This window comes from Desulforhopalus vacuolatus (assembly GCF_016918505.1).
Lineage (GTDB): Bacteria > Desulfobacterota > Desulfobulbia > Desulfobulbales > Desulfocapsaceae > Desulforhopalus > Desulforhopalus vacuolatus.
In genome coordinates this window covers 260,050-284,641 of record NZ_JAFFPZ010000001.1, presented here as the reverse complement: position 1 = coordinate 284,641, position 24,592 = coordinate 260,050, and the positions used below count along the sequence as shown (strand labels likewise).

Below are 24,592 nucleotides of genomic sequence, written 5' to 3'. Positions count from 1 at the left end.
GATTCTCCCGGCACTTTCCCTGTATCCTTTTTCAGATATTAAATGGAGTTCCCATGAGTGGAAAAATTCAGATAGCCCCTTCTATCCTTTCAGCCGACTTCTCCCGTCTCGGTGAGGAGATCCGCGCGGTTGAGCAGGGTGGTGCCGATCTCATTCATATTGATGTTATGGATGGGTGTTTTGTTCCCAATATTACAATCGGTCCGCTGATTGTGAAGGCGGCAAAAAAGGTGGCAAAGCAACCCCTTGATGTCCACCTGATGATTATTGAAGCGGATAAATACCTGGAGGATTTTGCCTCTGCGGGGGCAGATATTATCTCGGTGCATGTCGAAGCGTGCACCCATCTTCAGCGTACGGTGGCACGAATTCATGAGCTGGGATGCCGGGCGGGTGTCGTGCTCAACCCGGCAACGTCGTTGAGTTCGCTTGATTATATTCTTGAAGAGGTGGATGTGGTGATGCTGATGTCGGTGAATCCCGGATTTGGCGGACAGAGTTTCATCCCCTCTACACTGAGGAAGATTCGTGAACTGAGCCAGCGCATCAAGGCGCTGAACAAAGAGATTGTAATTGAAGTGGACGGCGGTATCAGTCCGGCATCCATTGAAAAAGTTGCCGCTGCCGGCGCTACGCTTTTTGTCGCAGGATCGGCGGTGTATGGCAGTGACGACTATGCGGCAACCATTGCGCAGATGAAAGTGAACGGAGAGAAAGGAGCCGTTCAAAGGTAAACTGGAAGGATTTGTAGCGAAAGACTGGTTATTCAATGTTCCCTCAAGCACGTCTGCAGGCTGTTCTTTTCGAAGGAATTTGTTAAATTTGTCAAATAAATGAAAAGGAGAGAAATATGATATACCATAATTTTCAGGAGACAAGTGTTTACAACAAATTGCGGCAACTCGCAGGTGCTCCTCCTGATCTGACGGCGAAGAACGTTCTTACTGCCGGAAACAGGCTGGAGAAATATGTATGCCGGACCCCGATACTCAATCTGCATTACGCCACCCAGCGTGTTGATGAAGAGGTGCTGAACGGATTGCAGACGATGGCCGATGAACTGAAGATTGTCGAGCAGTTCAAGGCGATGCGCCGTGGTGCGGTGATGAATACGATAGAGGATGTTGAGAGTGAGAACCGCCAGGTCCTGCACACCTCTTCCCGAGATCATTTTCATCAGCCACCCTGTGAACCGGCCGCTGCGGCTCAGTCGAAAGCTGAGCTGGAAAAATTGAAGCGCTTTCTCGGTGAAGTGACCGACGGGACACTGACCGGCAGCACCGGTAAATGCTTTACCACGGTTATTCATCTGGGAATAGGTGGATCCGATCTCGGCCCGCGGGCGCTTTACGAGGCGCTGCTGCCATACGGCATTGAAGGGCGTTCCGTTCATTTTATCTCCAATGTTGATCCCGATGACGCGGCCCGTCGGCTCGGCCAGGTAAATCTTGAAGAATGCCTGGTGGTCACTGTCTCCAAAAGTGGTGGTACTCTTGAGACCCTCACCAACGAAACAGTGGTGCAGACTGCTCTGCGGGACGCCGGTCTTGATCCGAAGAAACACTGTGTTGCCGTTACCGGTGAGAAAAGTCCGCTGGACAATCCGGAGAGTTATCTGCGCTCCTTCTACATGTTCGATTATATCGGCGGTCGTTACAGTGCCACCTCAATGGTGGGAGCGGTGAGTCTCGGGTTCTTCCTCGGTTTCGAAGGCTTTATGAGCATGCTGGAAGGTGCAGACGAGATGGATCGCCTTGCCGAGGGGGCTTCTCTGCAGAAAAATCCGGCTCTGCTGCTGGCGCTGCTGGGAGTGTGGAATCACAACTTCCTCGGGTATCCGACGGTGGCGGTACTGCCCTATTCGCAGGGACTGCACCGTTTTCCAGCGCATTTGCAGCAGTGTGATATGGAGAGCAATGGCAAGTCGATCACCCGTGACGGCAAAAAGGTTACCGCCAAAACCGGGCCAATTATCTGGGGAGAGCCTGGCACGAACGGTCAGCATGCCTTCTATCAACTGCTTCATCAGGGAACAGAGATTGTTCCGGTGGAGTTCATCGGATTCCAAAAATCACAGTACGGTCATGATCTTAAAGTGCAGGGAACGACCTCTCAGCAGAAACTGCTGGCCAACCTCTATGCACAGTCTGTTGCCTTCGCCATTGGTCAGACGTCAGACAACCCGAACCGAGTCTTTGCCGGGAACCGGCCTTCAACAATTATCATGGGGCAACGGCTGGATCCCCGGAGTCTCGGTGCACTGCTTGCTCTCTATGAGGCAAAAATTGTCCTCCAGGGCTTCTGCTGGAATATCAACTCCTTCGACCAGGAAGGTGTGCAGCTCGGCAAAGTGCTTGCGGGCGGATTTCTCAAGCAGATGGAGGCGGGAAATCCCCCTGGAGACGGTATCGAAAGCCGTTTTCTCAAGGCTGTGTTACAGGGTGAAGATTAAAAGATTTTTCGGGGATATGAACATGTATTTGCCGTGTTACCGGCCTCCCGATTTTTTGTTGACAAAGAGGGGTTGTAAAGATATGCTCATTTACTGAATGAACATTCAGCTGATAGTAGTATTTTAGTGGATGGATATGTTAAGGAGGACTTGCCATCCCGAAGAGGGTGGAAGTTTTTAAACTTGTAACTCAAAGGAGGAAATCATGGCAAAGCATGAGACACCCTTGTTGGATCAACTGGAGTCTGGCCCGTGGCCGAGCTTTGTATCCGACATTAAAAGACAGGCTGAAACCAAGCCTGAATGCTGGGACATCCTTGGTGTTCTGGAGCTGTCTTACGAGGAAAGAATTACTCACTGGAAACATGGTGGAATCGTAGGGGTTTTCGGATACGGTGGTGGTGTTGTCGGTCGTTATGTCGATCTTCCGAAAAGGTTCCCCGGCGTTGAACATTTCCATACCATGAGGGTGAATCAACCCTCTTCCAAATACTATACCACCAAGTTTCTGCGTCAGCTTTCTGATTTGTGGGAGAAACATGGTTCTGGTATGACCAATATGCATGGTTCAACAGGCGATATTATTCTTCTTGGTTGCCGTACTGAAGAACTTGAGCCGATGTTTTGGGATATGACCCATGAGATGAATCAGGACCTTGGTGGTTCCGGTTCCAATCTTCGGACCCCGGCCAACTGCCTGGGACAATCCCGCTGTGAATGGTCCTGCTACGATACTGAAGAAGTATGTTATAACCTCACCATGCATTATCAGGATGAGCTCCATCGTCCTGCATTCCCGTATAAATTTAAATTTAAATTTTCCGGTTGTCCGAACGACTGTGTTTCCGCTATTGCCCGTTCAGATGTGGCGGTTATCGGTACCTGGCGCGATGATATTCAAATCGACCAGGCTGCCGTGAAAGAATATATTGCTGGAAACTATCCTGGAAACGGTGGTGCTCACTCCGGTCGTGACTGGGGTAAATTTGATATTCAGAAAGAAGTCATAGATCTCTGCCCCACTGAATGTATGTGGATGGAAGATGGCGAACTGAAAATCGATAACAGCGAATGTACCCGCTGCATGCACTGCATCAACGTTATGCCTCGTGCCCTTCGCCCCGGGAAAGACAAAGGTGCCACTATCTGTGTCGGCGCAAAAGCCCCGATCCTTGACGGTGCACAATTTGCCACCATGATCGTTCCCTTTATGAAGATCGAAAAAGAAAATGACTACGAAGAGCTCATTGACTTTATCGAGAAGATTTGGGACTGGTGGATGGTGGAAGGTAAAAACCGTGAACGTTGTGGTGAGTGTATGCAGCGTTTCGGTCTGCCTGAATTTCTGCGGATCATGGGCCTTGAGCCCCTGCCGCAACACATTAAAGAACCCCGCTCCAACCCGTATGTCTTCTGGAAAGAAGAAGAAGTTCCCGGTGGCTGGGAACGCGATGTTGTTGAATTCCGTAAAAAACATGCAGCGTAACGTCGGTTTGTTGAACTGATTTCTGATTAACAGGTCCCGTTTAAGGACTGTCAAAAAATATAGGAGATTAACAATGGGTTATAATCCTGAGAAACCGATGGAAGGCCGTATATCTGATATCGGTCCCCGGTACTATGAGGAGTTCCATCCGCCCGTCATTAAGGCGAACAAGGGCAAATGGCTGTGGCATGAAATTACCCAGCCGGGTGTTCTTATGCATAAATCTGAAACCGGTGACGAAGTCTACACTGTACGTGTTGGTTGTGCCCGTCTCATCTCTATCGAATATATTCGTGAAGTTTGTGACATCGCAGACAAGCATTGCGACGGATACCTTCGTTTCACTACCCGTAACAATATTGAGTTCATGGTTGACTCAAAAGATAAAGTTCAACCTCTGCTTGATACTCTGGCAAGCTATGGCAACAGCTATCCCGTTGGTGGGACAGGTGCCGGTGTTACCAACATCGTTCATACCCAGGGATGGGTTCACTGCCATACTCCGGCTACCGATGCTTCGGGTGTTGTTAAAGCTGTTATGGATGAGCTCTTCGAATACTTTGTCACCATGTCACTTCCTGCACAGGTACGTATTGCCCTTGCATGCTGTCTGAATATGTGTGGTGCTGTTCATGCTTCAGATATCGCTATTCTCGGAATTCACCGTAAACCACCGATGATTGACCACTCCCGTATTACCGGTGTTTGTGAAATCCCGCTTGCTATCGCTGCCTGTCCTACCGGAGCAATTAAACCTGCCAAGACAGAAGTGGATGGAAAAGAGATTAAAACTGTCAAGGTAAATAACAGTCGCTGCATGTTCTGTGGTAACTGTTACACCATGTGTCCGGCCATGCCTCTGGCTGATCCTGATGGTGACGGTATTGCCATTCTTGTTGGTGGTAAGATTTCCAACGCCCGGACTATGCCGAGTTTCTCCAAAATGGTTATTCCATGGTTGCCGAACACTCCTCCCCGCTGGCCGGAGGTTGTTGGTGCCGTCAAGAAGATTGTGGAAACCTACGCTGCAGACGCGAAGAAATATGAGCGTGTTGGCGATTGGGCTGAGCGGATCGGCTGGGAGAAATTCTTCGAAAAATGTGAAATTCCGTTTACGGATAAGAGCATTGATGATTATCGCCTTGCATATGATACATGGCGGACTTCCACGCAGTTCAAGTACACCAACGCTATTAAATAAGAAGCATGGCCTTGCCGGGGAAAAATTTCTCCCCGGCATTCATTAATGCTTTCAACCTCTACTTAGGAGCTGCACCATGGCATTGGAAAAAGACGCATTGAAAAACGCCATTGAGGAGAAAGCTACCAAATCTCCCAAGCCGCAGTTGTATATCAAGGATTTTTATGTTTGTGATCCTGACAGCAAGCCTCGGGTGATTAAAAACGTCGCAAACGAGATGGTTCGTGAAGGACGTCTTATGTTCTGGTCTTCCGGATCAACAACCATGTATGGTATTCCTTCCCGTATTCAGGACGAGGATGCCAAGGCAGAGGGCGGGGAAGATTGATTTTTCTTCCTCTGGTTTTGAGTGTTTACTGGCACAAAGGGCATTTGCCCTTTGTGCCTTTTTTCTTGTTTTGAGGAATGAAAGATGGATCTGCTCTTTCTAACAACGACTGAATCAACCAATATCGAGGCCTGTAGAGCTGCAGAAGCTGGAGCTGTGCATGGAAGTGCCGTGTGGGCACTGGAGCAGACAGCCGGGCGCGGACGGCTTGGAAAGGTCTGGAGCAGCAGGCGGGGAGACGGCCTGTATGTCTCCTATGTCCTGCGACCGCACGTTCCTGTAGAAGAATTTTCAAAGATTACCCTGGTTGCCGGAGTAGCAGCAGCGAAACTGCTGCAGGGCCTGCTGGGAAAAGAAAAACGAGTGGCGTTGAAATGGCCTAACGATCTCTTTATAGACGGGCGCAAGATAGCTGGCATTTTGGCTGAGGCTTCTCCTCTTGCAGAAGAACCCTTTGTTATCCTTGGTGTCGGGTTGAACATCAGGCAGCAACGGGAGGATTTCCCTGAAGAGTTACGAGAGAAGGCTACTTCTCTCTTTATCGAGAGCGGAAGACAGTCAGATCCTGAGAAACTTGCAGTAGCACTGAGGACGGTGTTATTGGAACATCTTCTGCGCTTCGAGCAGGGGGAATTCCCACAGATTCTTAATGAATGGCGACAGCTTGATTATCTCAAGGGAAAACGGATGGAGTGTGTCAGTGCCGATGGCTCTGTGGTAAGAGGTGTGGCTCTGGGGCCGGACGATGAAGGGGTGCTTTTTCTGCGCGATGACCGGGGTACACTGCACGAAATTCTCTCCGGAGATGTGAGTCTCGCAGGGAAAGAAAAACCCCGCTGAAAAGGATATCCAGTGGGGTAACGTTTACCGGGTACCTTGAATATGAACAAATGCAGGCTGTTTCAAGGTACCCTGCTGCTGTACTGATGTGGTTGGAGAACTCAGAGATTTGCAGCGTCTTTGAGGAGATCAACCTTATCCGTTTTCTCCCAGGTAAAGTCCGGTAATTCACGGCCAAAGTGACCGTAAGCTGCTGTCTGGCGGTAGATGGGGCGAAGAAGGTCGAGTTGTTTCACGATTGCCTTCGGACGCAGGTCAAAATGCTCTCTGATCAGTTTGATGATCTTCTCGTCGCTGATTTTTCCGGTTCCAAAGCTGTTTACATTGACAGAGACCGGCTGGCTGATACCAATTGCATAGGCAACCTGAACCTCAAGTTCATCGGCAATACCTGCTGCAACGAGGTTTTTTGCAACATAACGGCCATAGTAGGCGCTGGAGCGGTCGACCTTGGACGGATCCTTGCCGGAGAAGGCACCGCCACCATGAGAGCCACGTCCACCGTAGGTATCCACTATGATCTTGCGGCCAGTGAGACCGCAGTCTCCAACGGGACCGCCAATGACAAAACGTCCGGTAGGATTGATGAAATATTTGGTGTTGCTGTCGAGCATATTTGCTGGCAAAATCGGTTTGATAATCTCTTCCATCACCGCCTCCTTGAGATCTTTCCAGGAGATTGATTCATCGTGCTGGGTGGAAAGAACGATGGTGTCAATTCGCTTTGCCTCGGTGCCTTCATACTCAACAGTTACCTGACTCTTGGCGTCCGGGCGCAGCCAGGGGAGAACGGCAGATTTGCGAACTTCGGCCTGACGGCGGGTCAGGCGGTGGGCAAGGTCGATGGTCAGAGGCATAAGGACAGGAGTCTCATTTACTGCATAACCGAACATCAGTCCCTGGTCCCCGGCACCCTGATCAAGGTCAATCCCGGCGCCTTCATCAACCCCCTGCGCAATGTCTCCAGACTGCTTGTCAATCGTGGTCATGACAGCACAGGACTGCCAGTCAAAGCCCATGTCAGAAGAATGATAGCCGATTTCTCTGATAGTCTGACGGACCACTTCTGGCATATCAATCCAGGCGGTCGTAGTTATCTCTCCTGCAATAAGGGCCATACCCGTGGTAACGAGGGTTTCACAGGCAACCCGGGCGTTTTTATCCTGTTCAAGGATAGCATCAAGAACAGCGTCTGAAATTTGATCAGCAACTTTATCGGGATGCCCCTCGGACACGGACTCAGAAGTAAAAAGATGGCTGGACATAATATATCTCCTCAGGTAGTTTCGTATAACATTACTGGAATAATAAATGCGGTTCAAAGAATAGTCTATTTTTACGATATTTCAAGGGAACCAGTCAGGTTCTTGCCTTTAATACCATTCCTATTAAGTTATACCCCGTTTTGTCTCCTGTTTATCCATTCATGGTTACAAACGACAAAAGGAACCACGAATGGACACGGATAAACACGTATTATTACTCATTCGTCATCGTCAAAAAAGATGTCTACGCAGTCGCGTTCTCTGGTTAATACAAAGTGTAAATGGTATCAGCAACCGGAACCCGCCGAAGTGACTCATGCAGAAAATGCGTGGGCACCGTCGATTTATACACAAAACAACGAAATTCAGACAAAGAACAGGAAAAAATGACGATTGAAGCTGCCAAAGAGGTTCTCAGAATTGAAGAAGCCGGGCTTGAGGAGGTTCGCCGTAATCTTGGCGGAGAATTCCTTGAAGCTGTCGATACGATACTGGGTACAAACGGGAAGGTGGTGATTTGCGGTATCGGTAAATCTGGAATTATCGGGCAGAAGATCTCCGCAACTTTCAACAGTACCGGAACGTGTTCCACCTTTCTTCATCCGGTAGAAGCAATGCATGGTGACCTTGGCACAGTGGTCGGGGGGGATGTCGTTCTGGCCATTTCCTATTCCGGTGAAACAGTCGAATTGCTGACACTGCTGGTGGCGATTCGTGAGCGTGGTAATACTATTATTGCCATGACCGGCGGGCTGAAATCAACTCTTGCACGCCTGGCAGATATTGTCCTCAATATTCATATTCCTGAGGAGGCATGTCCCCTCAGGCTTGCACCTACCACCAGCACAACTGCAACTCTGGCCCTCGGTGATGCTGTTGCAATGATACTTATCAATCGGCGCCACTTTCAGGCAGAAGATTTTCGTCTCAATCATCCCGGGGGGAGCCTTGGTCAGCGGCTCAAGGTGCGGGTAACAGAGGTTATGAATACAGGAATCGATGTCCCCATCGTCGGACCTGATGCCTCTGCCATGGATGCCATGCTTGCCCTCAATGAAAAAAATCTCGGGGTTGTCCTGATTCTTTCGGAGAAACGGGAGGTTCTGGGGATTGTTACGGATGGAGACATTCGCCGGGCATGGGTTAATGGAACCGAGAGTCAAGATCTCACTCAACTCAAGGCACGCGAATTAATGACGGAAAACCCTGTCTGTATTGATGATGAGCATCTTGCAGCAGACGCTCTTTCTATTATGCAGCGTTATGAGATTACAGCTTTGCCTATCGTTGATTCAGAGAAGAGATTGACAGGGCTCATTCATCTTCACAATCTGCTTGGAAAAGGAGAGTTCCGTTTCCTGGTGTAATACTATTTACATTTTGTATTGACCCGATAACACTACTGCGCAGGCATCTTTTTTGGCGATTGCGAATGAGTAATAATTCGTGTTTATCCGTGTCCATTCGTGGTTGCTTTTGTAGTTTGTAACCACGAATAGACACGAATTTTCACGAACAGGGACAACACATTAAACGAAAACGTTTGTATCCGAAGTTAAGCCGTACAGTGCACCAGAATTATGAATCAACTTTGGGAGTCATTCGAAAGTCGGGGTTAAGCGTTTTACACTCTAATATTCCGTGTCTTCCGTGGTTTACCAAGAGCATGAGAACAGACCCTGCTCCAGATGTATCGATAAGCAGAAACAATACATTGCCACAATACTCATGTAGTTTGCTACCACGGAAAACACGGAAGGACACGGAAAACATCAATTACCTCAAAGCAACCACAAGGGCATTCTCTTATGGTTTTTTCAGTAATAATTCGTGTTTATTCGTGTCCATTCGTGGTTCCTTTTGTCGTTTGTAACCACGAATGGATAAACAGGATGCAAAACGGGTTACAACTTAATAGGAATGGTATAACTTACCAGGAATGATGTAATTGCAGCAGGCATAAAAAAATCATGGCCGAACAGAAGAGGTTTCTGTTCGGCCATGATTTTTTATCTGAGCCCGTTCATTGTCTAGTGCGTTGCCACCTGCCTGTTTTTTTGTCAAGTTGATATTTTAGAACAAGGGTGAGTGGCAGTATTCCGGGTTTTCTCTCTGTACATTGCATGCGGAAATTTATTTTGGTGTCTGTCTCTTCCAACACTTCCACCTGCGGAGCAGTAAGCAGTTTCGGGTCGATGTTGGGATAGTCCTTTGTGAATAAACTCTGGTAGCTGTCCTTCAGGAAACTGATTTTACCATTGATGTAGATCTGGTGATCAAGCTCCGCAATTTTTTTCCTGATCTCCCTGGCAGCTTGTACAAACTGTGCATCCCTGCCCATGCTGTTATCCTGAATGAGCTTGAGCAGGTTGCGATACGTACTGCGGGCGTTGCTCAGTTCTGCATTCTTCAGCAGCTCCCGGGCAGAATTTTCACCGCGGATGAGAGAGGTCTGGAGAAGGATTTTACCAAGACGTTCTTTGCTTTTGCGAAAAACCTCGGCATCAAGTCCTGTAAGCTTTTCACTGAGAATGGCATCTGCTTCGCCATAGGCAGCCATGGTATCATCCCAGCGTCCTTCATCGAAGGCTTGATTGCCCCTTGCAATTGTTTTGTAGAGATTCGTACGGGCAAGGTTGATCTGAACCTGGTCCTTATATTTATTTTCCGCCTGTGGAAAATCCTGAATCATTCCGAGGACCTCGTTATAGATCTTCAGTGCTGCGTCCCATTCTTCTTTCTGAAGTTCCCGCTCAGCCTTGTTGTTTAACAGGCTGATCCGGGCGTTCAGCAGGCCGGTCATGATGGCATTTTTAAACGGTTCTTTTTCCTTCTCAGGCAGAGAATCAAGTTGTTTCTGTGCTCTCTGCATCGTTTGCAGCATGGAAACCCAGTTTTCCTGTCCCTGTTGAATACTGGCGATCTGCAGACTGTATTGAAGCTGTGAGGAAACCACGCGGTTTTCCAGGTCCTGCCTGTCTTCATCTTTCAAATAGTCAATCTTTTCGACCAATTTCAGTGCGTCATGATAGTTGATGACAGCCTCCTGAAAATTTTTCTCCAGATAAAGCTGATCCGCGAAATCTTTCCTGGTCTCATAGGCAAGAATTGTTTTGGCATCTCGTGGATTAAACTCCTTGCCATTGACCAGTTTTTTCCCGCTGAGTCCCACCTTGAGCTGTTCACTGAGAAGAATCTTATTCAGGTTGGAGGTGAGGATGGCGGCCCGGTCCTTCTGGAAGTAAATGATATTTTCAGCTGCTTCCAGACCCTTGAGGCAGAGTTGTTTTGCCTGTTGATATTTCGCAGTTTCAAGGGAAGAGGTGCAGTTGGCATAGAGGTCCGCCGCCCTGTCAAGCTGCATGCCGGAATAAAAATTGAGCCCGAGAGGTATGGACACTGTGATTGCGAGGAGAAGGCCGCCGAGGAGCCAGGGCAGGAACAACCTGCGGGTGGGGGGCTCATGAGAGGGTTTGTGTTCAACCGGTCTGGTTTTCTCGACTGAACTTACCTTTTTTGGCCGTTTTTTCTCAGCCCCGGTCATCTTCTTCTGGCCGTTTTCCGGATCCCTGCCGATTTTGCCCTCAATTGTCTGCATTTTGCTGAGCCGGCTGACGTCGCTCTGAATAGCAGGAAAATCAGCGACCGAATCAGCCACACTGCTGTAGAGTTCGAGGGCTGTTGTAATATCCTCTTTCTCTTCTGCTGCTTTTGCACGCGCATAGCGTTCTTCAGCATCACTTACTTTGCGAACAGCCTCTACCTGAAGGGCCTTCAGGTTTTCGGAAAATTCAGCCTGTCCTTCGAGTTCATGTTTGAGGTGAATGAATTCTTTCCTTTTTTTCATTTTCAGCAGAAAGGTGTAACGATCGTCACTGCTGTCAGCTTTACTGCCAAAAGAGAGAACAGCCGAGGGGGCGCTCTCTTTCTTTTTGGAAAGGGCATTAATCTCCATATCAAGATCTGTTTCAGAGAGATCGAGCGTCAGTTCGTCATCATCAAGTTTGAGTATGGGAACATCCTTGACGGGCTGATTGTCCAGTCCCGTTATAACAGGCGTACCTGCTTCTCTGCCAGACCAGTCGAGAGATGCAATGGGGAGCTGACTGCGATTATTTTCATACCATTCAGCAGCCTCGGCGTTGAATGCATCGACGGTGGAGAAGCTTTCACCGTTGATCATCCTGCCAATCCTGACAATAAGCTCCGACAGAGTGCTCTTCTGATTCCAGAAATCACTAATGTGGATTGCTTCCGGGTCGAAATCCGGGTGAAAAATGTCACTGACCGGTCGACAGTTAGGCGGAAAATGGGGAAAACCGAAAGGAATAATTATCTCAATCACCTGTTCACGGGTTTCGATAACATCTCCCGCCGTATTGCGGCTTTTACCTGCAATATGGTAGGTCACCTGATATTTATCCGGAGGATCTCCCTGCAGAGGGGATACTGATATGAGGGAATTGGAGCGGAATTCCCCTCGTATCTGAGTGTAAATTTCTCCGAGCTGACTGGTTGTGATAGGCATGTATAATTAAATGCTGAGTTATGGGTATCTTGAATAATCAGTCTTTCGTCTGTCTTCTTCGTTACAGTAAAAAAATTATTCTCGGAGGTACGCGCCAGACTCCAATATCAAAGTTATACCGATGATGAACGGTAGCCGGTATAAGTACCTGTGGTAAATTTCTTCCGGTGTCTCGAATATGAACGAAATACACGCTGTTTCAAGGTAGGCTTTATGGCGTCTATTAAACGCCTGAAATCAGAAAAAGCTGTACTTTCCCGAAAAAAGACAGCGTCCGATATAAATTTTTTTTCCTTCTTTTCTAAACAATACAAAATCTCATAAATAAAAAAAAGGGAGCAATTGGCAGGGATTGATTTTATCCTGAAAATGTTTTTGTGCTGTTGTCTTAACACGTGTGCTGTCAGCGCAGGCGGATCAATTCTCTTCTCTGCCTGGTCCTGGTATATCAGATGAAAAAACATGAGCTGTTGGCTCCGGGAAAAATTATGCAGGGAAGGGGGGAGGCTGTTGGCAAACGGGTGGGGAAGTAAAGAGTGACAGGTTGACAGGGAGTGAAGTTTTTCTCTTTTTTATATTATGGGTACCTTGAATACGCGCCCATCTTCTTTGCTACAGTCGCAAATATATCTTCGGAGGTAAATGCCAGACGCCGATATTCAAAGTTATACCGGTGATGAACGGTAAGCCGGTATAAGTACCTTCACGAAATTCTTTTCAAAAAAATACGAAAATAATTTCTAAGGTACTCATAGACCTGCGGTAAATTCCTCAGGAGCCTCGAATATGAACGAATGCAGACTGTTTCAAGGTACCCTTATGCGCAAGAAAATTTCTTATAAGGTCGCCTGCTGAAAAGGTGGAAGCTGCAGCAATTCCATGAAAGAGGAAACGTGCCACTCTGCCTTCAACGCAGGGTTTCTGAAGGCAACTAAATTGACACTGCACGCTTTTGCCTGCAGACGATCCGTCTCAGCATCGCCAATAAATACCGCTTCTTCCGGTAAACACTTCAAATCCTGTAAGATTTCCAGCAGTCCATCAGGTGCGGGTTTCGGTTTTGTGTTCAACGCCGTCATCACTTTGCTGAAATAGTGACCGAGATCATATTTCTCAAGCAGGGACGGCATAGTGTCACTGCGGTTGGTCGAAATGGCCAGTTTGTATTTTTTCTGCGCCAGTTCGAGAAATTCATACAGGTCCGGCTCCAGCGACAGATAGTGCAGGTAGTCTGAATAGCTCAGTTTACCACGGGCCGCATGCTTTATCTCTGTTTTCTTCTGCGGATAATTGCGAAAAATATGTGTAAGGGCACCATCCACCGTCGCCATATGGCTGTAAACCTCTTCTTCCGGGTCCATGGGAGGATGGCCGAAGAGGTCAAGCAGGTCGTTATAGTAATGCACAGTTGACTTTTTTGAGTCAAACATTACTCCATCGCAGTCGAAGACGATTAATTTGAGCATCAGGATGTTTTCTTTTTAAGGATCAGCAGCGGACTGGCGATAAATATGGAGGAGTAGGTCCCCACAAAAATACCGATCAGAAGTGCAAAGGCAAAACCATGAATTACCTGACCGCCAAGGAAGTAGAGACAAGTGAGCACTATTGCTGTGGTCAGCGACGTCACAATTGTCCGGCTGAGGGTCTCATTTATACTGGTGTTGATAATGTCTTTAAAGCTGCCATGGCCCTCTTTATTCATGTTTTCACGAATACGGTCGAAGACAACAACAGAGTCGTTGAGCGAGTAGCCTGCAAGAGTCAGCAGCGCTGTGACGATGAGCAGGGTGATCTCCACATTAAAAATCCAGCAGATACCGAGTACGACAAGGACATCGTGAAAAGTGGCCGCAGCGCCTGCCAGACCAAAACGAAGATCAAAACGGAAGGCAAGGTAGATGATGACACCGGCCAGCGAGATGATGATCGCCTCAATGGCCTTGTTGCGCAGTACTGAGCTGACCGAAGATCCAATTTTGGACTGACTCTCCAGGACAAAACCTCTCTCTTGCAGATTGTCCTGCAGGATCTGGGTTATCTGCTCATCTACTGTACTTACCTCTGCTTCTTCTTTCTTGATTTTGACGATCAGGCGGTGTTCATTTTCTACCTCCTGAATATTAATATCCCCCATGCCATTGCTGGAAAGTGCATTTCGTACTTCCTTCATGGTGAAGTCGCTGGAGGCCTTGTACTGCAACATGGAACCGCCGGTAAAATCTACCCCGAGATTGGCTTTGCCGAGCCCTATCTCCACAAGGGAAAACAGGCCCAGAGCGACCAGGATGGCGGAGGCAACGTAGGTGAATTTAGTCAATCGCATATAGTCAATTTTAATATTTCTGACCAGCGAAAAAAAGTTGAGTTTCTTGAAGGGGCGGATGGCGTTGACGGTGTCAAACATCAGCCTGCTGCAGAAGAGTGCCGCAAAAAGGTTAAAGATAATCCCGAGGCTGAGGGTAACGGCAAATCCCTTGATCGGCCCGGTCCCAAAGAGAAAGAGGGCGAGTGCGGTAATCAAGGTGGTGACTTGTGAATCGACAATGGTGGAAAGGGCTTTGTTGAAGCCGCCATCAATAGAGGATCGCACTGATTTCCCGATGCTGTACTCTTCGCGCATTCGTTCAAAGATAAGCACATTGGCGTCTACAGCCATTCCCACGGTGAGGATGATACCAGCAATCCCGGGCAGGGTCAGCGTGGCATTGAGCACAGCCAGCCCGGCGAAAAGCAGAAGGAGATTGATAAAGAGAGCAATATTGGCAATGACCCCGGAAAGGCGATAATAAATAAGCATGAACACGAGGACAATGGCTGTTCCGAAGATACCCGAAGTCAGTCCCTGTCTGATGGAGTCCGCCCCGAGGCTGGCACCGACAGTCACGTCCTGAATGATTTTGACCGGTGCCGGCAGCGCACCGACCCGCAGAACGATAGCAAGGTCGGAGGCCTCCTCGTGGGTAAACTGGCCCGTGATCTGAGCAGAACCACCAAGGATTTTTTCCTGGATATTGGGAGCGGAGCGCACCACGTTGTCAAGTACGATGGCGAGGCGGCGATGAACATTGTCAGAGGTGACCTGAGCAAAGACCTTTCCGCCGTGGCTGGTGAAGTCAAGGCTGACGAGGGGCTCGTTGAAGTTTCCGCCGATACGGACATTGGCGTCTTTCACCATGTCACCAGTCATCAGCACCCGATTTTCGAGGAGTATGGGAATCTGCACCGAAAGACCGGTGTCGTTATCGGTGTCGCTCTCAAAATAAAGATTTGTGTTATCAGGCAGCAGGGCATGAATTGCACGGTTGAGTTTTGCAATGGGCTCCCCGACTTTCCATTCTCCCGAATCCTCGGCCTGGTGGACGACCTCTGGCAGATTGATTCCCGTGCTGTCGGCAACCAGCTTGAACTCCAGCTGAGCCGTTTTGCCGATGAGGGCGCGTGCCCGTTTCGGATCTTTGACTCCCGGCAGCTGGATGACGATCTCGTCCTCGCCCTGGCGTACGATAACAGGCTCGGCAACACCAAACTCGTCAATACGGTTCCGCAGAATTTCCAGAGACTGCTCTACAGCAGTCTTTTTCAGTGCTTTAACCGCAGCGGGGTTGAGTTGTAACGTTATGCGGGGAAAACTTCCCTCTTTTACCTCAAGTTTGCTGTCGATATCCGTAAAATCGTTATCCAGAACCTTTTGGACCTTGTCGATTGCACCACTGTTAGGCAGGGTGAACACCACCGTTTTCGCCTGACCGGATTTCGTTTGTACTGCGCTGATACCGTCAGCAGCAAGGGTCTCTTTCAAGTCGTTGGCGGCAAAGGCGAGAGTTGTTTTTTCAGCCTTGTCAAGATCAACTTTGAGAATGATGTGCATTCCGCCCTGCAGATCAAGTCCGAGGCGCAGGGAACCCGGAGAAAGGTATTTACTCCACCAGTCCGGGGTCTTATCTTGAAAAACGGAGGGGATTATGGTTATCACTGCGATTAACAAAACAGTGAAAAGGCCGGCGAGTCTGAGTTTAAGAGATCTGTTCATTTTTTTTCCATGCTGAGATCCGCGATAAAATAGAGTAACTACGCTTTGTTAAACCCACCGATTATACATAAAGAACAGGAACTTGCAAGGGGGCCTTAATCCGGCAGGAACAAAAAAATTCCCCATTCACTCAGTGAACGGGGGAAAAGAGAGGTTGAAAAATCTGTTGTGTGTCAGGAACTGTTTCGACGAGAAAACGACATCCGCCACTTCCTGTATTGTGTGATCTCCCCCACGATTTCATTCACAAGTCATCACTCTCTTTGAATTCGCTGATGACGGGAACGTCATCCTGGCTTTTTTGGGAGAGGGAATCTTCCTTGTCAAACATGCCGGGCAGAAAAGAAAAAAAGCCTCGATCGGGTTTTTCTCCCTTCTCCAGTCTTGCCAGCAGGGGTTTTGCATCATCGGTCACAATCTTTATCTCGGGGTAGGTTGCAATGAGGTAACGCAACCGGGCCTCAGCCTGTTTATATTGCTCTGTGCGGAGATAAAATTTCACTACAAAAAACTCATGACCGGCGAGGAACTCCCGGGCGATTGTCATCTTCTCTTTTGCTGCAGGGGTATACGTAGAATTCGGAAAGGCTTTGATGAGCTGGCGAAAGCTGGCTACGGCCTTCTCTGCACCGGTCGGATCACGGTCAACCCTGTCGATCTGGCGGTAACTGCACATTCCCTTCTGATACATTATGTAGGGAATGGATTCATTAGTAGGGTGGTTGTTCTCAAAGGTCTCGTAGAGAGAAAGAGCCTGCGCGTACTTGTCCATGAAATAGTAGCAGTCAGCAGCCTTGAGTTCGGCAAGTACAGCCTCCCGACTAAAGGGGTAACGATCAAGAATTTCTTCAAAAGCGCTTACTGCTGTAAAATATTTCCCCACGTTGTAGTCATCCATCCCTTTCTGCAGCAGGTTTTTGACCGGCATTTCCTCGAAAGGATTAACCTCTTCAACAACATTTCCGTCTTCATCAATTTTTGTGTATTTGACGTCGCTGCCAAAGAGAGAACAGCCTCCGACAACGAGCAACAGAAAAAGGATGGAGCAGCGAAAGAGCGTGGTGCGCATGGACATTATTTTCACCCTTTTATGGAATTGAGCCAGGCCTCTGCAGAGAGCATGGCCACAGCACCTTCACCGGCAGCATTGATCACCTGACGAACTCTTTTGCTGCAGATGTCCCCGGCCGCCATGACTCCGGGAATATTGGTGCGGGTCTCCGTATCCACTTGCAAAAAGCCCCACTTGTCACTTTCGATAACATCAGAAATTCCTTCATGGTTGGGGGAGACGCCAACAAGAACAAAAACACCCTCCACTTTGAGGAGAGATTCTTCACCATTCTTGTTTTTCAGATTGACTCCGGTAACGCCGTTATCATCCCCTTCAATCGAAGAGACCTGCGAATTCCAGACGAATTCAATCTTGTCATTGGCAAAGGCATGTTCCTGTACAATTTTGGTGGCACGCAACTCGTCACGTCGATGAATAATATAGACTTTACTGGCAAATTTGGTCAGGTACACCGCTTCTTCGACAGCTGTATTCCCTCCGCCGACCACAGCCACTTTCATATTGCGGTAGAAGGGGGCATCGCAGGTGCCACAGTAGGAAACGCCGCGTGCCTGAAATTCTTTTTCACCGGGGACATTAATCATGTTTGGACGTGCGCCGGTGCAGATGATCAATGTCTTGCAGGTAACCTTGCGGTCGCCGTCGAGAAACAGCACTTTTTCTTTCTCATTGGAGAGATCCATACCGGAGACAAATGCAGTTTCAATGTTGAGATCAAAGCGTTTCGCATGAGCGAGCATTTTTTCAGAGAGGTCAAAGCCGCTGAGCCCGTCGGGGAAACCTGGATAATTGTCAATCCAGTCAGTCTGCATAATCTGCCCGCCAGGGGCGCCTTTTTCAATGAGGACGTGGTCAATCCGTGCACGGGCGGCATACAGTCCGGCTGTGAGCCCCGCCGGGCCACCGCCGAGAATAATGAGGTTATAATGTTCTTTCATTGCAGCTCCTGTTCATATAAAAAAAACTGCCCTGACCACATTGAAAGTGAATTCGCAGCGGAAGGCAGTTGTCAACAGGGTACCTTGAAACAGCCTGCATTCGTTCATTTTCGAGGCTCAGCAGAAAATTTACCGCAGGCATAAATTCGATATCGGAGTCTGGCGTTTACCTCCGAGGATAAATTTTTTGACTGTAACGAAGAAAATGGGCGATGCTTCAAGGTACCCGGCAGTTAATTGAATTTAGCTGGCTTTTGCCAGCAGATCAACGAGCTGTGGTTTCGCGACGGAACCTGTAATCTGGTCCACTTTTTCACCGCTTTTGAAAAGAATCATGGTTGGAATGGCGCGAATCCCGAATTTCCCGGGAGTCTCTGGATTTTCGTCAACATTCATCTTGGCAATGGTAATCTTCCCATCATATTCATCGGCAAGTTCTTCGATGATTGGTCCGATTGCCTTGCAGGGACCACACCACGGGGCCCAGAAATCAACGAGAACAGGTATATCTTGTTGAATTGCTTTTTGAAATTCCGCATCCGTAAGATGGACTACTTTGTCGCTTGCCATTGTGTAACTCCTCCGTTACTGGGTTTGTCTTTTAGTTAAACAAAACTCAAACAAAACACATTTACAAATTGTGTATCATGCGGATAAAAATCAAGGGAAGAACTCTTGCTGTAATTGCTTTCCCGTTTGCCTGGCGGGCTGGCAGCAGAACAGAACTCTGGAACAATTGCGGGTTGACCCTTGCCGTGATATAGTGCCACTTTTTGAAATAGTTCGCTATAATTGCGTAGGAGCAATTTTTTTTTTCTGCAGGGATGACGCTCAAAGTATATGAAATCAAGGCAATACAGAGGTGTTGCAGGGAGTTGGGAATGAAAATTGACAAGTCAAAGGCGCTGTTTGAAGCGGCGAAAAAAGTGATTCCAGGCGGAGTAAACTCTCCGGTGCGGGCGTCCCGTTCTGTCGGGTGTGATCCTCTCTTTATCTCCCGTGCTCAGGGAACAACGCTATGGGATGCGGACGGCTCGAGCTATATTGATTTTGTTGGTTCGTGGGGACCGATGATAGCCGGGCATGCCCATCCGGATATCGTAAAAGCGGTAAAGGATGCAGCTGAACTCGGCACCAGTTTCGGCGCTCCCACTCCACTGGAAGTAGATCTCGCGGAGATGGTGGTAGAAGCGGTTCCTTCTGTCGAAAAGGTTCGTTTTGTCAATTCGGGTACCGAAGCGACCATGTCTGCCGTCCGCCTTGCCCGCGGCTATACCGGTCGCGACATTGTGGTCAAGTTTGACGGGTGCTACCACGGCCACTCCGACACCTTTCTCGTCAAGGCCGGTTCGGGAGTTATTACTCTCGGTATTCCGGGGAGTCCCGGTGTCCCGGATGATGTCGTTAAAAATACCATTTCCATTCCCTATAACGACAAAAAAATACTGGAAAAGACCCTGCGTGATCACGCAGCCGACATTGCCTGTGTGATTGTCGAACCGGTTGCCGGGAATATGGGTTGTGTCCCCCCGACTGAAGGATTTCTGCAAATTCTGCGCTCGTTGACGAAGGAGCTGAACATCGTACTGATTTTCGACGAGGTCATCACCGGTTTTCGCCTCAGTTACGGCGGAGCACAGAAATATTTTGGCATTACCCCTGATATGACCACCCTTGGAAAGATTATTGGTGGTGGTCTGCCGGTGGGGGCGTATGGTGGCAGGGCGGACATTATGAATTGTGTAGCTCCTGACGGTCCGGTGTATCAGGCTGGAACCCTCTCCGGAAATCCGCTGGCGATGGCTGCAGGTATTGCGGCGTTGAAGCTGCTGCAGAGACCGGGATTTTATGATGAGCTTGAGGCGAAGGCTGAACATTATGCCAATGGCCTTGCAGAAATTTCAGTAAAGACCGGCATTCCGACTGTCATCAATCGTGTCGGCAGTCTGATGACTGTTTTCTTCACGGATACCCCTGTTACAGATTTTACCTCAGCAATGACAGCGAATACTGAACGCTATGCGCAGCATTATCGCAATATGCTGGCGAGTGGGGTTTATCTTGCGCCCTCTCAATTTGAGGTTGCTTTTATCTCGGGAGCGCATACGGAGGAGCAGCTTGATTTTGTTCTTAAAGCGACTGAATCGTCATTCAAAAAAATGGGTGAAATTTGAGCCGGAACAGGTTATACAGTTGAACCAGAGAGGCGAAAATTATTTTATAAAATTGCTTTTTCCGCCTCTGAAAAATGCGTAATGTGAGGCGTTGCAGGATGTCAGGGGTAAAAAAAGAAATGGTCCATCTGCTGGCCAATTATGGTCATGTCGGGTTTACTTTTGCAACCTCAATTGTCATCGGATTTGCGGGTGGCGTACTGCTTGACCAGAAGGTTTTTGATGGCAAAACAGCCCCGTGGTTCACTTTTATAGGGCTTGCCTTCGGTATTGCCGCTGGCTACAAGACTCTGCTTGATGTTATCCGTGTGGCACAGGCCGACGAAAAGCGACAGGCGCGGGAAGAGCAGGATCGTCATGAAAGGTGAGTTTAATTTTTCCATGATTCGTTACGCCGCTCTTATTGTCCTGCTTGTCGGTTCTACTGGTGCAGCCCTTGCAGGTTCACTCTTTCTTGGCTGGTCGGTTCTGGCTGGCGGGGTGCTGGTGCTCGTAAATCTGTGGGTTTCGGGCAGGGCTGTGGAACAGGTGGCGACGGAGGTTGTTGCCGTCTCTGGAGATTCTTCTGCAGAGCAGCAGAAAGAACTGGCCATGCGTAAAAAACGCGGCTTTCAGTTTGCCTTTCTGCTTCGATTTATATTTACAGGTGTTGCCCTGTTTGTCCTTATCAAATGGCGACTGGTCAACATCTTAGGACTTATAAGTGGTTTATCAACTGTTTTTGTGACCTTCATGGCACTCTCCATTGCTGTGGTGGTCCGCTACCTGATTCAGAAGAATCAAGGGAGGAGAGACTGATGGAGCATCCGATACTGTTTATCTCGGTAGTTTTGCAAAAGTTGGGCCTGCCTGTTCCCCACGGAGCAGTAGGCAGCAATTTCATCGAACAGATCTGCGCGCCTTACATGACCTATACCTGGTTCGTAATGGCGTTTCTTTTCTTTGTTATCAAAGTTACCATTGGTGACCTGGAACTGATCCCGGGCAGGGGACAGAATTTTTGGGAAGTGGTTGTCGGCAGCATGGACGATTTCTTCGCGGAAAACATGGGCCGTGAACTTGCCGATCGCTATTTCCCGATGATTGCCACGTTTGCACTCTTTATCACTGTGGCCAACCTCATCGGCTTGATCCCCGGATTCATGTCTCCCACGGCTTCACTTAATACGACCCTTGCGTTGACGCTTATTGTCTGGATAACCCACCATGCTATTGGTTTCAAAAAGCATGGAATCGGTTATCTCAAACAGTTCGCAGGGCCCATCCCGTTACTGATTCCACTGATGTTGCCCATTGAAGTTATCAGTAACCTGGCTCGAATTATTTCACTCTCTGTTCGTCTTTTCGGAAATATTATGGCGAAAGAGACCCTGCTCAGCATTCTTTTCCTTCTGGCTGGCGGTTTTTTTGCTCCTCTGCCGATTCTGCTTCTCGGTGTGCTGGTTTCCGTCGTACAGGCAATGGTCTTTGTGTTGCTCACCGTGGTGTATTTCAGTCAGGCGGCAGAACAGGCTCATTAACAATGTTTTTTCCGCCCCGGAAAGTCCGGGGCGTTCTGCTTTTTGCAGTTATACAGTTTTATAAGGAAGAAGGCCAAAAACCCAAACTTTTCAAGGAGATTTACAATGTCTGAACTTCAAATCGCTCTCATCTGCATTGGTGCTGCTCTTTCCATCGGTCTTGCCGGTCTGGGAGCAGGTATTGGTATTGGTAATATCGGAAACGCCGCATGTCAGGGTCTTGCCCGCAATCCGGAAGTACAACCGAAATTGATGGTCTTCATGATTCTCGGTATGGCTCTTGCTGAGTCTATTGCTATTTATGGTCTGGTTGTTTCTCTGATTCTCCTCTATGCAAATCCGCTCATGGGTTGATTTTTGAGAATCGGTATTGTGTTGTGTAAAGGGACTGCAGAAATATCTGCAGTCCCTTTTTTCGTTTATGGGTGTGTAATGGTGACGGTGCAGGATAATGGATGAAAGCATATCCAGAGCGCAACGTTGCTTTCTGCCCGTGCTTTCTGGAGAGATGTCATGGCGGTTATCGAACCGAGACGAGGCAGAGGAGAGAAGGAAATTCCTTCGCGTGGCGTGCTGCTGGTAAACCCTGCGGAGGCGAAGTTCATTCTGGATCGGGAGATTGGTGCCGGAGCTCGGCGACAGAAGATCTTCAACAGTGGTCTCTGTGTCGATGAGTCCCGCCGTCTTTTTTTTGCCGGGCCTGCCGTTGGAGCGCCGGCAGCAGTGATGGCCCTGGAAAAATTAATTGCCCTTGGAGCAAAAGAGGTTATCCTTTGCGGCTGGTGCGGGGCGGTGGACGCGTCACTGGCTGTGGGAGATGTGATTGTTCCAGAACGTGCCATAGTCGGGGAAGGTACCTCGCAGTATTATGGCTGCACGAATGAGTCCCTCCCTTCCCTGGATTTCTCTCTGCGACTGGCCTCGTTCCTGCAGAATGCCGGACTGTCGGTTCAGCGGGGTTGTGTCTGGTCCACTGATGGTGTTTATCGTGAGGAGAGAGATTCTCTTCTTGCCCTTCATCGGGAGTCTGGCGTAGCGGCAGTCGACATGGAATTTTCTGCCCTGTGTTCTGCTGCAGCCTTTCGGGGCGTGGAATTTTCTGCGGCGCTTACCGTCTCTGATCTTACCACGAATGAGAAATGGCAGCCGGGGCAGGGGACAACAGCTTTTCGGGAAAATTCCCGGCAGGTGCTGCAGCTGCTCTGCAGCAGCAATGTATTTCAGGAGAAGTAATGGAAAAGAGTTTTCATCTCGTAAGTCTCGGTTGTGCAAAAAACCTTGTCGATTCAGAAGTGATGCTTGGTGTGCTGCAGCAGGATGGCTGGACATTTGTTGCCGACCCTGCGGATGCGACGGTACTTCTTGTAAATACCTGCGGTTTCATTCAACCGGCAGTAGAAGAGGCCATTGATGAAATTCTCGGTATGGTTTCTCTGAAGGAAGAGGATCCACAGAAAAAGCTGGTGGTCACGGGATGTCTGACTCAACGCTATAAAAATGACCTTGAGACAGAAATACCTGAGGTGGACCTTTTTCTTGGAACTGAAGAACCGGAGAAGATTGCATTTCACTTAAATGCCCTCTTTACCGGAGAGAAGATACCAAAAGTGATTCTACATAACCGCTCCCTGATGTCCAGCCGCTCGCCACGTCAGTTGACGACTGTGGGGATGGCCTGGCTGAAGATAACGGAAGGGTGCAACAATCATTGTGCCTACTGTAAAATTCCGTCCATCCGGGGCCGCCTGCGAAGCCGGACAAGCGAGGATATCGCTGTCGAAGCCATGCATCTTGAGGAGCAGGGTGTCCGCGAACTCAATATCATTGCTCAGGATACCACTGCCTACGGCAATGACCTTGTCGGGGAAAATATTGTGGGCCTGATGGAGAAGCTTCTCGCCCGCACAACTCTCCCGTGGCTGCGCCTGCTTTATCTTTATCCCAGTGGCGTGAGTGATGCCCTGCTTGATCTGCTGGCGGGAGAAAAACGCATTGTTCCCTATCTTGATGTCCCCTTTCAACATGTCAGCGACAATGTTCTGAAGCGGATGAACCGTCACCACACGGCGGATGATATCGAGCATCTTATCAGTCGTTTGCATACGCGTATCCCGGATATTGCCATTCGCACTACTTTCCTTGTCGGTTTTCCAGGAGAAACAGAAGCCGATTTTCTTCAGTTGGAAGATTTCGTGCAACGGCATCGCCTTGATCACGTTGGTGTTTTCCCGTATTGCAATGAAGAAGGAATTCCTGCCGAACATTTTGCCGATCAGGTTCCCGAGGAGGAACGCATCCGCCGGCAGCAGCATCTGCTTGCGGTGCAGAGCAGGATCTCTGAGGAGAATCAGCGCAGATATATTGGCAGGGTGGAACCGGTACTGGTAAGCGGATTTTCCAAAGAGACAGATCTCCTTCTGGAAGGACGAACCCGTTTTCAGGCACCAGAGGTTGATGGCCGTGTATATATCAATGACGGCTCAGCCACACCCGGCGAGATTGTTCAGGTGCGCATTGAAGAATCCCATGACTATGATCTCGTCGGAGGGATTCTTTCCACCGGAGAATAATACCTCCAGAGAAATCATTATATTTTATAAGCAGTGCAATTTTTCTTGAAATTTGAAACGTGCCCTGTACCCTTATAAAAATGTTCGGAAGCCTGTGGCAGTTCCGTCTTCATTTTTTCATGGTCCTGCGAAAATGTCCCTGCCTTCCGGTGATGCACTGGACAGGACACTTTCCCGGGGCG

The 24,592-nt window shown here is 48.8% G+C and carries 21 protein-coding genes; 14 read left to right on the top strand and 7 right to left on the bottom strand.

Features of this window, described 5'->3' with window-relative positions:
* Positions 1–53: 53 nt before the first annotated feature.
* From rpe to JWG39_RS01115, 6 genes are all read left to right on the top strand, one after another.
* Positions 54–734, top strand: a complete 681-nt coding sequence (gene rpe / locus JWG39_RS01140; protein ID WP_205217502.1) for a ribulose-phosphate 3-epimerase — start codon at positions 54–56, stop codon at positions 732–734.
* 116 nt (positions 735–850) lie between these two features.
* Positions 851–2,452, top strand: a complete 1,602-nt coding sequence (locus tag JWG39_RS01135) for a glucose-6-phosphate isomerase (RefSeq protein ID WP_205217501.1) — start codon at positions 851–853, stop codon at positions 2,450–2,452.
* Between the two features lie 205 nt (positions 2,453–2,657).
* Complete coding sequence (dsrA, locus tag JWG39_RS01130; RefSeq protein ID WP_205217500.1) at positions 2,658–3,938, top strand: dissimilatory-type sulfite reductase subunit alpha; 1,281 nt, start codon at positions 2,658–2,660, stop codon at positions 3,936–3,938.
* Between the two features lie 73 nt (positions 3,939–4,011).
* On the top strand, positions 4,012–5,139 hold the full coding sequence (gene dsrB, locus JWG39_RS01125; RefSeq protein ID WP_205217499.1) for a dissimilatory-type sulfite reductase subunit beta: 1,128 nt from the start codon (positions 4,012–4,014) through the stop codon (positions 5,137–5,139).
* A gap of 76 nt (positions 5,140–5,215) precedes the next feature.
* Positions 5,216–5,467 (top strand): dissimilatory sulfite reductase D family protein, encoded by a 252-nt coding sequence (locus JWG39_RS01120; RefSeq protein ID WP_205217498.1) that lies wholly within the window; start codon positions 5,216–5,218, stop codon positions 5,465–5,467.
* An 84-nt stretch (positions 5,468–5,551) separates the two neighbouring features.
* Positions 5,552–6,307 (top strand): biotin--[acetyl-CoA-carboxylase] ligase, encoded by a 756-nt coding sequence (locus JWG39_RS01115; protein ID WP_205217497.1) that lies wholly within the window; start codon positions 5,552–5,554, stop codon positions 6,305–6,307.
* 101 nt (positions 6,308–6,408) lie between these two features.
* Here JWG39_RS01115 and metK read toward each other — a convergent pair whose 3' ends face one another.
* Complete coding sequence (metK, locus tag JWG39_RS01110) at positions 6,409–7,575, bottom strand: methionine adenosyltransferase (protein WP_369130554.1); 1,167 nt, start codon at positions 7,573–7,575, stop codon at positions 6,409–6,411.
* A gap of 383 nt (positions 7,576–7,958) precedes the next feature.
* Between metK and JWG39_RS01105 the strand changes: the two genes are divergently transcribed.
* Positions 7,959–8,939, top strand: coding sequence for a KpsF/GutQ family sugar-phosphate isomerase (locus JWG39_RS01105; protein ID WP_205217495.1), 981 nt, complete (start codon positions 7,959–7,961; stop codon positions 8,937–8,939).
* A gap of 656 nt (positions 8,940–9,595) precedes the next feature.
* Here JWG39_RS01105 and JWG39_RS01100 read toward each other — a convergent pair.
* From JWG39_RS01100 to trxA, 6 genes are all read right to left on the bottom strand, one after another.
* On the bottom strand, positions 9,596–12,100 hold the full coding sequence (locus JWG39_RS01100; protein ID WP_205217494.1) for a ubiquitin-conjugating enzyme E2: 2,505 nt from the start codon (positions 12,098–12,100) through the stop codon (positions 9,596–9,598).
* A gap of 836 nt (positions 12,101–12,936) precedes the next feature.
* The gene (locus JWG39_RS01095) at positions 12,937–13,566 is read right to left on the bottom strand and encodes an HAD family hydrolase (RefSeq protein WP_205217493.1); all 630 of its coding nucleotides are present in this window, start codon (positions 13,564–13,566) and stop codon (positions 12,937–12,939) included.
* Positions 13,566–16,133, bottom strand: a complete 2,568-nt coding sequence (gene secD / locus JWG39_RS01090) for a protein translocase subunit SecD (protein WP_205217492.1) — start codon at positions 16,131–16,133, stop codon at positions 13,566–13,568. Before secD ends, JWG39_RS01095 begins: the two co-directional genes overlap by 1 nt.
* A gap of 244 nt (positions 16,134–16,377) precedes the next feature.
* The gene (locus JWG39_RS01085; protein ID WP_205217491.1) at positions 16,378–17,208 is read right to left on the bottom strand and encodes an outer membrane protein assembly factor BamD; all 831 of its coding nucleotides are present in this window, start codon (positions 17,206–17,208) and stop codon (positions 16,378–16,380) included.
* 5 nt (positions 17,209–17,213) lie between these two features.
* On the bottom strand, positions 17,214–18,146 hold the full coding sequence (gene trxB, locus JWG39_RS01080; protein WP_205217490.1) for a thioredoxin-disulfide reductase: 933 nt from the start codon (positions 18,144–18,146) through the stop codon (positions 17,214–17,216).
* A gap of 243 nt (positions 18,147–18,389) precedes the next feature.
* On the bottom strand, positions 18,390–18,716 hold the full coding sequence (gene trxA / locus JWG39_RS01075; RefSeq protein WP_205217489.1) for a thioredoxin: 327 nt from the start codon (positions 18,714–18,716) through the stop codon (positions 18,390–18,392).
* 311 nt (positions 18,717–19,027) lie between these two features.
* Here trxA and hemL point away from each other — a divergent pair, with 311 nt between their 5' ends.
* The 7 genes from hemL (at position 19,028) to rimO (ending at position 24,410) form a co-directional block, all read left to right on the top strand.
* On the top strand, positions 19,028–20,320 hold the full coding sequence (gene hemL / locus JWG39_RS01070; RefSeq protein WP_205217488.1) for a glutamate-1-semialdehyde 2,1-aminomutase: 1,293 nt from the start codon (positions 19,028–19,030) through the stop codon (positions 20,318–20,320).
* 98 nt (positions 20,321–20,418) lie between these two features.
* Positions 20,419–20,688: an AtpZ/AtpI family protein gene (locus tag JWG39_RS01065; RefSeq protein WP_205217487.1), complete on the top strand. Its 270-nt coding sequence runs from the start codon at positions 20,419–20,421 to the stop codon at positions 20,686–20,688.
* Entirely contained in the window at positions 20,678–21,118 is a 441-nt protein-coding gene (locus JWG39_RS01060) for an ATP synthase subunit I (RefSeq protein WP_205217486.1), read from the top strand. The genes JWG39_RS01065 and JWG39_RS01060 overlap by 11 nt, the downstream gene beginning before the upstream one ends.
* The gene (atpB, locus tag JWG39_RS01055) at positions 21,118–21,840 is read left to right on the top strand and encodes a F0F1 ATP synthase subunit A (protein WP_205217485.1); all 723 of its coding nucleotides are present in this window, start codon (positions 21,118–21,120) and stop codon (positions 21,838–21,840) included. Before JWG39_RS01060 ends, atpB begins: the two co-directional genes overlap by 1 nt.
* A gap of 105 nt (positions 21,841–21,945) precedes the next feature.
* Positions 21,946–22,194 carry an ATP synthase F0 subunit C gene (gene atpE / locus JWG39_RS01050; protein WP_205217484.1) on the top strand — a complete coding sequence of 83 codons (249 nt, stop codon included), beginning with the start codon at positions 21,946–21,948 and terminating at the stop codon, positions 22,192–22,194.
* 159 nt (positions 22,195–22,353) lie between these two features.
* Positions 22,354–23,073 (top strand): phosphorylase family protein, encoded by a 720-nt coding sequence (locus tag JWG39_RS01045; RefSeq protein ID WP_205217483.1) that lies wholly within the window; start codon positions 22,354–22,356, stop codon positions 23,071–23,073.
* Positions 23,073–24,410 carry a 30S ribosomal protein S12 methylthiotransferase RimO gene (gene rimO, locus JWG39_RS01040; RefSeq protein WP_205217482.1) on the top strand — a complete coding sequence of 446 codons (1,338 nt, stop codon included), beginning with the start codon at positions 23,073–23,075 and terminating at the stop codon, positions 24,408–24,410. The genes JWG39_RS01045 and rimO overlap by 1 nt, the downstream gene beginning before the upstream one ends.
* The last annotated feature ends 182 nt before the right edge of the window (positions 24,411–24,592 follow it).